Raw genomic sequence first — 12,924 nt, forward strand, 5'->3', positions numbered from 1 at the left:
GCTTTCCCTTTTCTCTTGGTAGACGGCACTCCTGATTAAATCGCAATGTTTGACAGACTGTCTTTTGACAGCGATCGCCTGACTTTGCAAAATAGAACAGAAATCTACAGCATGGCTGTTCATAACGTACTATTCGACCCTGGTAAAGAAGGATGTTTGCCCATCTTTACCAGGATCTTTGTTTGGGTAAGTGAGTCAGACTGTTGTGTGATGTCTATTACAAACCGAACTATTTACGAGCCAATATTTGGGAAGAGTGATGAGAAAACTTTTATCGATCCTGTTTGCAGCGATTAGTGTGTTTACATTGGCGATCGCCCGTCCTGCTCTGGCAGATGCTTCCACCGAAACCCTTGCCCAGGGTGCCAAAGTGTTTAGTGCTAACTGCGCCGCTTGCCACATGAATGGCAACAACGTGGTCTCAGCGAATAAAAATCTGAAATCCGCTGCCTTAGAAAAGTATGCGATGAATTCCGCTGAAGCCATCATTACCCAAGTGACCAACGGCAAAAATGCCATGCCTGCTTTCAAAGGGCGGCTAAATGATGAACAAATAAAGGCTGTGGCTGCCTATGTGCTGGATCAGTCTGCAAATGACTGGAAAGCTTAACTGCTGAATGCAGTGTCAACCCAGCGTGATCAGGATGAAATTTGTCGAGCGGAGATTTTTGATTCTGCGATTCCCTCTGGGGTAGCAAAGCTGAACGCCAAATTTCATTTTTGAGAGCCACTGGATTTGCAAAGGTTCAACTGGGTCTGAAAGTTAGGTGATCGGTGCTACTTCGCACAGATGGGCTACCATTTTGTAGACCTGCACGACAGAACCATGGATCAGACGTTGGCTAATCGGCTGCAAGCGATGCCTAAAGCAGAAATTCATATTCATTTGATGGGTGCGATCGCAGCTGAAATTGTTTATCAGATGGCACAGAAAAATCGAGTGAGACTACCTGCAACTTCATTAGAGGAGTGGAAGTCCTTTTACAAGTTTCGTGATTTGGCTCATTTTGTTGAAATTTATGCGATCGCCAGCCAATGTATTCAAACGCCTGAAGATTACATTCTGATCGTAGAACAATTTCTCAAGCATCAGTCAGAACACAATATTCAGTACAGTGAAGTTCACTTTGGCACACTGCTGCACCTGAACAAATTTTCGGATGATGAATTAATTGAGGCTCTAACGATTGGAGCAAGAACAGGCGAAACCCAGTACGGTAGCCGCGTCAAGTTTATTGCATCTATTTCTCGGCATCAACCTCATTTGCAAAGTCGAGCTTTAGACTGCGCCCTCCGTGGTCAGGAAAAAGGGGCGATCGTCGGCTTAGGTCTTGCGGGGGTAGAAACAGGCTACCCACCAGAAGATTTTACTGAGACCTTTGCAGAAGCGAAGCGGCAAGGATTACGAGTCGTTGCCCATGCAGGGGAAACGGAGGGTGCAAGCAGCGTTTGGGGTGCACTCAAGAATTTACACGCTGAGCGAATTGGGCATGGCATTCGATGTTTAGAGGATGCCTCTCTCGTTGAGGAACTCCGCATTCTACAAATACCGCTTGAGGTTTCGCCCCAAAGTAACTACTGTCTTGGAGTAGTCCCGCGATCGCAACCCCATCCAATTCGGCAGATGATTGATGCCGGACTTTACTGCACACTTAATTCGGACGACCCACCCATGTTCAATACTCATTTGACCAATGAGTATCAGACATTGGCAACTCAAGGTTTTTCCTGGGAAGAACTGTGGCAGTTAAATCTCAACACACTTGAAGCCACCTTTCTCAGCGAGACAGAAAAGGCGACCTATCGTACCCAATGGCAAGAGTTTTTACAGCAATCCTCTGCTGCTCTGACCTAACTATGGGTTCGATACACCAGTTTAGAGAGAAAATCGATCGCTAGTTGTTCCAATTGCCGTAGGGCGATCGGGTCTAAGAATTGCCGTATGTTAGGGTTTAGCACCACATTCTCTAAGCGAATTCCAATCGGTTCGCGATGCCCACCAGGAATTTCAGCCCAGGGAAAGTAAGCACCCTGGCGATTTTGCAGTTCTTGGATCAACCAGGCGACATCACTGTTAGCATCCGTATCGTCTTTATTGCCAGCGATATTATCCTGCTGAAATGAGATCAGCGCCGTCAAATTAAACAAGCGGCTATCGCAAATCAGGCGTTGCGTTTCGCTGCGGGTGGGCGTAACACCGAGATGATAGCGATCGAGCAAATCAGCAAGTATGGGAATTGGCAACGCATCGCGAGTGTCTGAAATATCAGGAGCCATCAGCAAACTCGGCTGATTCATAATCTTGCCTTTGGCTTCTAGCAAGGCGATGTATTTGCATCCCAAGCTATGCCCCACCCACAGGTGAGGAATTTCAGATGAGTAGGCAAGCTCTGCCCGAACAGAGTCGCGTTCTGTCAACAGCCGCTCAGCGATCGCGGCATGATTCAGCCCCATTGGAAACGGCACCGCAATCACGGTATATCCGGTATCATACAAGCAGGTTAAAAAGTGGGAGTAGGTGAGACTGGGCAGAGTACCATACAGCGCCCCACCAATAAATTCAACAACACCAACTGGGTCTGGATGTTTGGCAACCCAACTATGGGCGATCGGCTGAAAGTGAGTAGACATGATTTTTTAGGGTAATAATTTGAACAGTTGTAGAGACACAACAGGCGGTATCTCTACAAATATCAGTGGTGACTAGAACTTGATGATTGCGCCAGGATTGGCGGTCGGCAGCGTGTAAGACTGTTGGTCAAAGTCAGGAGAAGGAGCCGTCAGATCTGCGGGAATAAAGGTGCCGCGAATTTGAGGGGTCACCAAAATTTCCGCAGTCGTGTTGGCGGAAAAGGGCGAGAGGCTCAATTCCACGTAACCACGCACTTCCAGACTTGCTACTTCTATGCTGGCTGGGTTAGGGGCTGCTTTGCTCAAATCGGGTTGCAGCACCACTAGCGCAGTCACGCCAGAAGGCAGGGTGATCTGTTGGCTGGGTTTGCCAGTCACCGGATCAGGCACTAGATCGCTAAAGATATTGCCTCCGCCTGCATCAACAATGGCAATCAATTCATCGTTATTCAGTCCAGGAGTTGCGGTGAACTGAACGGATAGCGACACATCACCCACTCCCACTGGGTTCAAGTTTGAGATGGTCAAAAAGTAAGCCTGTACTGCTCTGCGCGAGACTGCTGAGTTGAAGGGAGGGGGCGCGATCGGTTTAACCAACAGTTCAAAAGAGGAAACGAACATTGCTGAAATCCTTATCAAATCGGGGACTTCTCTACCAAAACACCATCAAGCAGTGCACCGCAGTCCCCACGCGGGTAGTATTGAGGGAGTTGTTGACAACCGAGATCGCGCCTGCATCATGATCAAAATTCTGCATCTCTCCGATATCCACATGGGCAGTGGCTTCGCCCATGGGCGAGTCAATCCTGAAACGGGCTTGAATACGCGCCTGGAAGATTTTGTGCAGACTTTGAGCCGCTGTATTGATCGCGCCCTTTCTGAACCCGTAGATCTGGTGCTGTTTGGTGGCGATGCTTTTCCGGATGCAACACCGCCGCCCTTTGTGCAACAAGCTTTTGCCAGCCAGTTTCGTCGCCTTGCCGATGCCAAAATTCCGACAGTGTTGCTGGTGGGTAACCACGACCAGCATTCCCAAGGACAAGGAGGCGCGAGTTTGTGCATCTATCGCACTTTGGGTGTGCCAGGGTTTGTAGTGGGCGATCGCCTAGAAACTCATCGCATCACTACCCAAAACGGCGATGTGCAAGTGATTACGCTCCCTTGGCTGACGCGATCAACTCTGTTGACTCGCCCCGATGCAGAAGGGCTATCCATGGGAGACGTGAACCAACTGCTCGGCGATCGCCTGCGAGTCGCATTAGAAGGTGAAATCCGTCAACTCGATCCAGCGATTCCCACCGTGCTGGTGGCACATGCGATGCTCGACACCGCCATGGTTGGAGCCGAGCGCTTTTTGGCAGTGGGCAAAGGCTTCACCATTCCCATGTCGCTGATTGCCCGTCCATGTTTTGAATATGTTGCCCTTGGACATGTGCATCGTCATCAAGTTTTGTGCGAGCAACCGCCAATTGTCTATCCTGGCAGCATTGAGCGAGTTGATTTTAGCGAGGAAAAAGAGGACAAAGGCTATGTGGTGGTGCGGCTAGAAAAGGGTGCTGCTCAGTATGAGTTTTGCCCAGTGCCTGTACGCTCTTTTCGCACGATCGCAGTGGATGTGTCGAAGTCAGATGATCCTCAAGTGGCTCTATTAAAAGCCCTCCCGCCCGATCTCATCCAGGATGCCGTCGTGCGCCTGGTCTATCAGTTTCGTACCGATCAGCTTGAGCAAATTGATGCCAACGAATTGCAGTCAGCCTTAGCGATCGCCCACAGCTACACCATTCACCCCGAAGTTGTCAGTCAATTAGCGCGTCCTCGCTTGCCAGAACTGGGGGCAAGCAACACGCTCGATCCAATGGATGCTCTAAAAACTTACCTGGCAAGCCGCGACGATTTACAACCCATTGCAATCGACATTGTAGAAGCCGCACAAGGATTACTCTCGGCTGAAGTGGTCACATGGGCGGACTTAGAGGAACCCGACGAAACCGCCAAGTTGGAGCCAGTAGAATCGCGGCAGACTCAGTTAAGGCTGTTGTAAGAGAGAAGGCAAAGAGATTGCCAGTGATGCTGATGCGCAATCCAGAAAAATCACTCAGGGATCTGTCAAACCTGTTTAAGCCCATTGTCTTTATTAATGTTGTCCTCCGCCTGCCATGAGTAAGCCAATATGCTCAAGGGTGGCAGTTTGAGCGTCCAAAATATCCACGAAGCGACCATTGTAGAGAATTGCAATGCGATCGCTCATATTCATCACTTCTTCCAGTTCAGTCGAGATGTAGAGAATTGCGGCACCGCGATCGCGTTCTGCGAATAGCGCTTTTTGCACATAGTCTGTTGCGCCTACATCTAAACCTCGCGTGGGCTGCATCGCAATGATGACCGTCGGTTGTCCAGAGAGTTCTCGCGCTAGCACGACCTTTTGTTGATTGCCGCCCGATAGCTGATTAACTCTCAGCTTGCCGCTCGTAGCACGAATATCAAACGCTTGAATTGCAGTTGTAGCGTTGGCGTTGATCATGGAGGATTGCAGCAGCCAACGCCGACAAAATGGCAGATTTTTGAATACTTTCAAAATTAGATTGCGGGCGATCGAAAACGGCATAATTAAGCCCATTTTTTGCCGATCTTCGGGAATGTAGCCCAGTTTTAGCTGCTTGATTCGCTGCTGCGCTGTCCACTGCGTAATGGTGTTGCGGTGTAGGCTCAGGTTGCCTTGAGCAATAGGACGCAATCCGGCGATCGCGTCTGCGAGTTCCCGCTGTCCGTTGCCATCTACGCCTGCAATCCCCAAAATTTCCCCAGCGCGGATCTGAAAGGAAATTCCCTGAACCGCTGGCAAGCCGCGATCATCCTGCACCTGGAGATCCTGCGCTGCTAGAACGATCTCGCCCACTGCTTGAGTGGCTGGCTGTCGTTGCAATATCACCTCCCGCCCTACCATCAGTTTGGCAAGTTCATGCGGATTTGTATCGGGTGTTTCCAATGTTGCAACTACTTTGCCCCGCTGCAAAACCGTGACGCGATCGCACAGGCTGATGACTTCCTCCAGTTTGTGGCTAATAAAAATAATTGTGTGATGACTCGCCGCTAACTGCCGTAGCACGATAAAAAATCGCTCAATTTCTGGCGGAGTCAAGACCGCTGTCGGTTCATCTAAGATCAGCAGCTTTGCCTTGCGATACAACGCTTTCAAAATTTCTACCCGCTGCTGAGCGCCCACGGGCAGATCTGCCACTATTGCCAACGGATCTACCGCTAAACCGTAACTTTCCGCCATTGCCGCAACTTCTGCTGCTTTTTGCCGGATATCAAGCTTGAGCGAAAGCTTTCTGCCCAAGATAATATTTTCGACTACCGATAGCTGGGGAACCAGCATAAAATGCTGATGGATCATGCCGATGCCCTGGTGAATTGCCACCGTAGGCGATGAAATAGAGACTGGGTTTCCCTGCAAATAGATCTGTCCCGATGTGGGGCGATACAGGCCACACAGGATATTCATCAGCGTGGTTTTGCCTGCCCCGTTTTCTCCCAACAGCGCATGGATGGAGCCGGACTGCACCTCCATCGTGATGGCATCATTGGCAACGAACGCCCCAAACTGTTTGGTAATTGCGTCGAGGCGAAGATAGAGCTGGTGAGATGAAGTCATTGATTAATCGCCATAACTTCTGTGGAAACGCTACGCGATCGCCAATCTCTATGCTGTTCCTTTAACGCAACGGGTGTCTTTGCCACCTTCTTGACAGCTTTCAAAGGTAATTTTTTTCGCCAGAATTGCATCTTCATTCTTTTTGACCGTGGCTTGCAACTCGGTAGAAACAGCCGTGCCGTATTTTCCTAAGTAAAGGATTTTGGATTCTTCCAATCCTAAGGTGTAAACCTGACCTTTCAGTTCGTTTTGAGAGGCAAGGGCTGCGAGTTTAGCGATCGCCAAGTCAATTCGCTTAACCGCGCTGGTCAACACCGCTTTAGGCGCAATATTCAACTGATCGACCGTGTTGCCAAAGGCGAAAATCCCTTGGTCAGCAGCAGTTTGCAGCACCGTAGCGGCGGCATTATCCAACCATTGATAAACAACATCTGCCCCCGCCGAAATCAATGCTTCAGCCGCTTCCTTTGCCTTAGCTGCATCATTCCAATCACCCGTAAAAGAAGAAGTCACCTGAATTTTGGGGTCAATCGATTGGGCACCCAATACCAAGCCACGCAGTTCTTCTTTGGTTGCCTGAAATTCCTGACCTGCTAAATAAGCAATTTTTTTAGATTTACTCAAGGTTGCCGCAATAATGCCGCAAAGATAGCTGGCTTGCAAATGATCAATCTGTAAAGAAGCAATGTTAGCGCCTGTTGCGACACCGTTTACGCCTACAAAGAAAGTATCAGGAAATTGAGCCGCCACTTGCTTAACCGCTGCATCAAACTGTCCACCGTGGGCATAGATCAGATTAAAACCACGCCGTGCAAAGTCTGAAAGCGCTTCTGCCTGATCGGCTTGCCCAATTTTTTCTACATAAGTAGTTTCTCCCCCCAAGTTTGTCTTAATTTCGGTTAACCCTCCATAACCTGCCTGATTCCAAGCTTTATCGGTGATCACGCCAGGTAATACGATCGCGGTCTTAATCGGCTTTACTGCTGACGTTGCAGTAGGAGATACGGTAGTTGAAGGGGGCGAGTTGGAGCAAGCTTTGAGCAATACGCTTCCGGTGAGGGCAGCGGAGCCAGTTACAAGAAAGTAGCGTCGGTTAAACCTTGCCGTCATAGTGCGCGAGACTCCTGATCCAAAGGGGTTATACAGCGGTGTCGATTTATTATCAACGAATTGTCGTTTGCATAGTGTACTGGGTAACCCGAATTTTGGGTGGCAGGACAAAATTCAGAGTCCGGAGTGTAGAGTACGGCGTTAGAAAAAGCCCCGAAAATTTAAGTTTTCAGGGCTTTGTTAGGAACATTTTTTAGCTCATTTGGCAATGCCGATTGCTATCTGCTTTTCCAAAGCTTAGGACACAGAAAGCCTATGACACAGGCGATGTCTAAAAAATTAAAGATTGCTTGAATTCAAAACTCAGCCTTTTTTCTCTGGCATCATGCACTTGTCGCTATCGCATCCAGCAGGACCTTCGGCAAGGTTGAAGCCAGAGTCATAGCGGCTGAGCGCTCCGTAAAAATCATCGGTGCGCTGACGAGTTTTAACTTCTGCTTCAAGGCGATCAAAGGTAGCTTTGTCGATTTTTTCAAACGGCAAACGGGGAAAGGGGGCATCAAACCGGGCAAGCAGGGCGGCGCTAATGTAGCCTTCGTCATTTGCGATCGCTTGATAAATCCGCCGTCCCAAGGGTTCCACTTCGGCTTCGGTTAGTTCCACCGTAGCGCTCGTGTTGTGGGCGGTGTAATGATTCTGCACCTGCATGTAGAAATCAAACTGCGCCAACGCCGAAAACTGTTCAATCGGAATTTCATCGGCTCCAGGCAAATTCGCCCATGACACCTCGACCGGAATTTCCACTAGCCACTCAGTACAGCGATCGTCAAACGGATCATTAAGCAAATTGCCGTTTTCGTCCTTGTCTGATTGGGATGGAACGACACTATAGCCATAATCCAAACATGCCATCGCCACCGGATCACTCTTGCGGAACGTAATCCGCCGAATAAAGCGTTGAGCTTTCGGTGGATGCCAACCAGGGCTAGCGCCAGTGAGCAAAGACTTGGTGCCTGCGGGTTGCACTGTAGTGCAGCGGTTTGGGCGCTTGATGCCGTGTTGGTCGCAATAGTTCCAGATAACTTGATGAACCGTCTCTCGCCAACGCATCAGGTATGCCTGTTCTCGTTGCTGCAACTCTAATCCGGTGACAGTGCTGGGTCTACCTGCCTGCCACCAGTGCAACCATTCCACCCCAAAAGCATGAACAAAAAAGTCAAACAAACCCGTAAACGAGACTCCGACAATTGGGTCAATTTCGCGAGAAAACTGATAGCGGGGTTCACTAAATTGATGATTGAGCAATGCGGCAACGGATAGAGCAGCGGCAGTAAAGGCTTTTTCCTGGGCGCTGTAATCGAGTGGATCAATCTGGTTAAGATGCACTTCTGCCAGATTGCAATGGAAATCTGCCCCGATTATTTCGCCGCAAGGATTCAACCCATACCGCCCAAGACGATGTTCTAACTCGGCGGCAGACATTTGCGGGTGGCGCTGTTGCAGCCACCCTTGAGCATCGCCTTGATTGTATGCCTTGAGAAAATCAGTTCGCTGATCGGCATCCGTGAGCAGATCGCTATTGGCACGGGCGATCGCCTCTGGCGCATACTGAATTGCGCCTTCACCGGAGTAAAACTGTTTGCGAACTGCATCAATGCATTCTTGCTCGGTTGGCTTTTGGTGAAAAACGCGGGTATGGTTCGCCATCCGCAGCACATCCCGTTCGGCATCGATCCGCCAGTTGCCATCCGCATCTTGCTGCCACAGATTATCTTTGGCGCTAGCAAAGGCTGTATCTTCGCTGTCGCTCTGACGCATTCCTGCACTGCGCCTAATATTTCCGGCTACCACTGTAGCGGCAGCTTCGTCAATTAGCAGACAGCACTCTACAGAGGTCAGTTGCCGTCCTTGGGCTTTATTCAACAGTGCCGCACAGCGGGCATATAAGCCAGACAGCCGAATCGGATTGGCTACGCCACCAAAGCCTTTCAGCACTTCCCCTTCAGGACGGACATCGCTGACATCCACCGTGACTTGTACCGTGCCGTTAAAGCGTTCATCTGTCGTTAGTTCCAACAGGGTTTGATAGGAAGATACCCAGCCTTGGCGACTATCGCCCACGTGAATTTGAACGGTGTTGGCTTGAATGAGCACTTCGGTGCGATCGCGCCGCTGCTCGGCTGGAGTAGCGCCCACTTCACCAATTACAGAGACTGAAATTTGGTTGCGAATTGCGGGAAGCCGCTCGATATACTTCGGTTCTAAAATAGCTCCGGTGCCACAGCCCATCATGGCAAGGTCCATCATTAATCCAAAGGCTCGCCAGTCCACAACGTTGGTGCTGGTGCAGTTGTAGGAACCCGAAAAATTCTCAGGCTTTTCGATCCAAGGCGTCCCACCTACCCACAGCCACCGTCCGGAGGGTAAGGCTTTCAACTCATGCTGCATTTGCTCAATTAAGGCAGCTTCCGCAGCGGTAAGTTTACCCAACTTCACCAGTCCCCGTGTAGTACGCTCGACAACCACATCCCAGGGTTCGCGTCCAGCTTCGGTACGGCGGCTATAAGTGCGATAAAAAACAGGATTGGCAGTAGGTGCCGTCTTGGGAAAGGGATTAGTGGCAAACAGGGGTTCCGCGATCGGGGGTGCGGCAACTGGATCTTGGCGGCGAATGTGGTTAAGTCGAACCATAGTAAGGTCTCGCTTTTGATGGAAACTGAGTGGGATGTAGCTAGATGTGGGATAGAAGATTTTTAGTCTACACCATACCTAGCGGGAAATGTTCCCAGAGTTTTAACACGGAATTGCCGATGGGCGATCGTTTCAGTGAATTTTTGCTAGTAGGGTTACGGCTAATAGGGTAAGACTTTGATGATCGCACCAGTTTTGAGAGACCAGTATCACAATTGCCAGAGTTTGAGATCACTTCAGGAATTTGGCTGATCCAAGATGATGATAAATATAGGAACTTAAAACGAACATCGCTCCACATTCATAAGTTCCCACTCACCTAGGAGGTTCCCATGCAACGGAGTTTTGAATTCCCACTCTTTTTTCAAACCGCGATCACCCTTTTTGGGTTTCTGTTTCTAATCGCGATCGTCTCTTCTGCTTCGGTTCCAAAGACTCAACTGAGCAACACGGTAGGAACGACAATAGAAGTTGCTAAGAACTTAAGTGTTTCTTACTAAAAGTCGATTTCTATCATTGCTCAAATCAGGAATCTTACCGATTTAAGATGATGAACAGTACAAGATGATGATGACTACAGGAACTTAAAGCGAACATCACTCCACGTTCCTAAGTTCCAACTTACTCAGGAGGTTCCCATGCAACGTAGTTCTGAATTCCCACTCTTTTTTCAAACCGCGATCGCCCTTTTTGGGTTTCTATTTCTCATCGCGATTTCTTCTTCTATTTCTGCTCCCAAAAGCAACATGGACAATTCCGCAGGAATTACTCTGCAAATTGTTAGAAACTTAAAGGTTTCTGTCTAAAAACCTTAGTCTGCATCATTTCTCAAATTCACTGATCCCGATCAACTCGAAAAATCGAGTGAAAAATCAATGCTAGCTTGGAAAAAGAATTGTAAGCCTGATTTCACTAAACGAGTTGACATCAGTCTCTAAATTTTTTCGATATAGTTTTTCCTCCTAATGTGTAAGCCCCGGCAAAATGCTGGGGCTTTTCGTTTTATATGCTTTATTACTCATTCAGTGTTGCAGCGAATAGCCTCAGTAGTGCTTTTAGCATTAGACAACCTCATTCAAAGCAATTTGCACTATGTAATCAAAGTACAACCGCTTGTGGAATTAGCACTGCACAAGCTATCAATAACCACTAACTCAAAGTCAAATTACAGTGCTTTAACGGATCAGCTACGCTAGTAAAAGACTCTAAGGCTTTGGTGCTGTTGATGTGGGCGGCAAGGACTGAGTAGAGGCGATCGCTTTAGGGTTGCTAAGGTGTTGATAAGTTATGCGAGAAATTTTTTGAACTAGCTCATAGGCAGTATCGTCATTGAAATTACGCTTGACTAGGACGGCTGTTGCATAGCGTTTGCCGTTCGGCATATCAATCAATCCAACATCGCCAACTAGCGCACCAATGTCTCCTGTTTTGTGAGCGATAGTCGCTCCATCTCCTAATCCTTGAGGTAGCTGACTGTTATTGATGGTGCGGCGCATGATGTCGAGCATTCGATCTCGCGATCGCAGCGAAACCAAATCACCTTGGCTGACTCTGACCATCAAGCTTGTTAGCTCTTTGGGGCTTGAGACATTTGTGCCCTGCAAATCAGGCAGCAGTTTATTTAAGGTAGTCGTAGAAAGCCCCCAAGCCTTGAACTGTTGATTGAGTGCTGACATTCCACCTAACCGCGCAATTAACATATTGGTTGCCGTATTGTCACTGATGGTAATCATCCTGGTGGCAACATCTAGAGCTGTAAATTGGCTACCAACGGGTAAATACTGTAAATCTCCAGAACCTTCAGCTACTAATTCCTTTTGCATTACCAGCTTTTCATCTAACCGGATTTTCCCGCTGTCTAAAGCTTGAAAAAACGCGATTAAAATCGGCACCTTGATCGTACTAGCGGCTGAAAAACTAGCTGTGCCACTCAAATCCAGGTAACTGTTGTTATCTAAATCAATCAGAAAAATGCCGGGGTTAAACTTAGGATTCTGTTGAATCAAAGTCTGTAGAGCAGCTTTAAGCGGGATTATTTCCTGGGCAAGTTTCATTTCAGAGGCTGGGTTTTCCTGAAGTCTTGGTGCAGAACTAGCTTGTTTGATAGTTTGCAGACCAGCCGTAAAGGGACTATTTACAGGATTCCAGGCAGATAAAACTGTTCCCGCCAACACTCCAACCCCAACACTTAAAATCAGCATTCGAGCCGCGTAAAGGGCGATCGCCACACTCCGCGATCTTGGAGTCAGGTCGATGGGCTTTGACTTCCGCCGTTTTTGGGAGCGAGAACCACCCTGATCATCGTTTGGCTCTTGCAACAAAGTGGGTTGCTGTAGCAAGGTTTGCTGCTGCAAGAAAGTTGGATTACTTGCCTGAATATGTGTAGGTAACCCTTTGCTCAACCAACGGTTTTGAGAATGTCTAGACGGCTCGTAGGCGCGACCATTGCCATAGGAATCTACTTTTGGTGATCGCTGCTCCGAACGGGAGCTTTCGAAATTGCGCCGATTGGGCACTGATGGCTTGCCGTTCTCATTCATCGTCTGCCGAGTGTGAGAAGGCACTTCAAAAGATGATTGCCTTCTCTCTCTAATGTCGCTCGATCTACTTCGTCTAGACCGCTTATTAAACAGCCACCCAAACGGCTGAAAGCCAGACTTTTTAGATTGCGCAGACGTTGCCTCACCAACTTTGGGACTATCTACTTGACTGGCTAATGGCGCTGGCGTGCCATTCAACGGTTTCGATGGCATTAGGTCATTCCGGGGAGGCTGAGCAGGTGTGCGTGAAGATTTTTGTGCGGGGGTGGATGGACGTTGCCGACTAAATAGTCTAAATCCAGTTTTGCGTCGCTTTTTTGCTGACTCTCCCAATTCTGGCATTTTTATCCTCCATCA

At 48.7% G+C, this 12,924-nt stretch carries 11 protein-coding genes; 5 read left to right on the plus strand and 6 right to left on the minus strand.

Translation table 11 applies throughout. The features are described 5' to 3' along the window. The first annotated feature begins 259 nt into the window (after window positions 1-259). Both petJ and add read left to right on the plus strand, forming a co-directional pair. Entirely contained in the window at window positions 260-610 is a 351-nt protein-coding gene (petJ, locus tag JOY44_RS07595) for a cytochrome c6 PetJ (protein ID WP_171573016.1), read from the plus strand. Window positions 611-826: 216 nt separating this feature from the next. Beyond that, the gene (gene add / locus JOY44_RS07600) at window positions 827-1,855 is read left to right on the plus strand and encodes an adenosine deaminase (RefSeq protein WP_171573770.1); all 1,029 of its coding nucleotides are present in this window, start codon (window positions 827-829) and stop codon (window positions 1,853-1,855) included. Here add and JOY44_RS07605 read toward each other — a convergent pair. Both JOY44_RS07605 and JOY44_RS07610 read right to left on the minus strand, forming a co-directional pair. Then, window positions 1,852-2,631 (minus strand): DUF1350 family protein, encoded by a 780-nt coding sequence (locus JOY44_RS07605; RefSeq protein ID WP_171573017.1) that lies wholly within the window; start codon window positions 2,629-2,631, stop codon window positions 1,852-1,854. The genes add and JOY44_RS07605 overlap by 4 nt on opposite strands. 72 nt (window positions 2,632-2,703) lie before the next feature. Further along, window positions 2,704-3,252: a hypothetical protein gene (locus JOY44_RS07610; RefSeq protein WP_171573018.1), complete on the minus strand. Its 549-nt coding sequence runs from the start codon at window positions 3,250-3,252 to the stop codon at window positions 2,704-2,706. A 52-nt stretch (window positions 3,253-3,304) separates the two neighbouring features. Here JOY44_RS07610 and sbcD point away from each other — a divergent pair, with 52 nt between their 5' ends. Beyond that, complete coding sequence (sbcD, locus tag JOY44_RS07615; RefSeq protein WP_197985048.1) at window positions 3,305-4,672, plus strand: exonuclease subunit SbcD; 1,368 nt, start codon at window positions 3,305-3,307, stop codon at window positions 4,670-4,672. Between the two features lie 93 nt (window positions 4,673-4,765). Here sbcD and JOY44_RS07620 read toward each other — a convergent pair whose 3' ends face one another. The 3 genes from JOY44_RS07620 to nrdJ form a co-directional block, all read right to left on the minus strand. Then, complete coding sequence (locus JOY44_RS07620; protein WP_171573019.1) at window positions 4,766-6,286, minus strand: ABC transporter ATP-binding protein; 1,521 nt, start codon at window positions 6,284-6,286, stop codon at window positions 4,766-4,768. 48 nt (window positions 6,287-6,334) lie between these two features. Beyond that, complete coding sequence (locus JOY44_RS07625) at window positions 6,335-7,396, minus strand: BMP family protein (RefSeq protein WP_171573020.1); 1,062 nt, start codon at window positions 7,394-7,396, stop codon at window positions 6,335-6,337. Between the two features lie 303 nt (window positions 7,397-7,699). After that, window positions 7,700-10,027, minus strand: coding sequence for a ribonucleoside-triphosphate reductase, adenosylcobalamin-dependent (nrdJ, locus tag JOY44_RS07630; RefSeq protein WP_171573021.1), 2,328 nt, complete (start codon window positions 10,025-10,027; stop codon window positions 7,700-7,702). A 332-nt stretch (window positions 10,028-10,359) separates the two neighbouring features. Between nrdJ and JOY44_RS07635 the strand changes: the two genes are divergently transcribed. Together JOY44_RS07635 and JOY44_RS07640 are read left to right on the plus strand one after the other, a co-directional pair. Then, window positions 10,360-10,527, plus strand: a complete 168-nt coding sequence (locus JOY44_RS07635; protein WP_171573022.1) for a hypothetical protein — start codon at window positions 10,360-10,362, stop codon at window positions 10,525-10,527. A 138-nt stretch (window positions 10,528-10,665) separates the two neighbouring features. After that, window positions 10,666-10,833 carry a hypothetical protein gene (locus tag JOY44_RS07640; RefSeq protein ID WP_171573023.1) on the plus strand — a complete coding sequence of 56 codons (168 nt, stop codon included), beginning with the start codon at window positions 10,666-10,668 and terminating at the stop codon, window positions 10,831-10,833. Window positions 10,834-11,232: 399 nt separating this feature from the next. On the opposite strand, the gene JOY44_RS07645 is transcribed toward JOY44_RS07640, so the two are convergent. Further along, complete coding sequence (locus tag JOY44_RS07645; RefSeq protein WP_171573024.1) at window positions 11,233-12,909, minus strand: serine hydrolase; 1,677 nt, start codon at window positions 12,907-12,909, stop codon at window positions 11,233-11,235. Between the last annotated feature and the right edge of the window lie 15 nt (window positions 12,910-12,924).

This window comes from Leptolyngbya sp. Cla-17, from assembly GCF_016807185.1.
GTDB lineage: Bacteria > Cyanobacteriota > Cyanobacteriia > Leptolyngbyales > Leptolyngbyaceae > ULC077BIN1.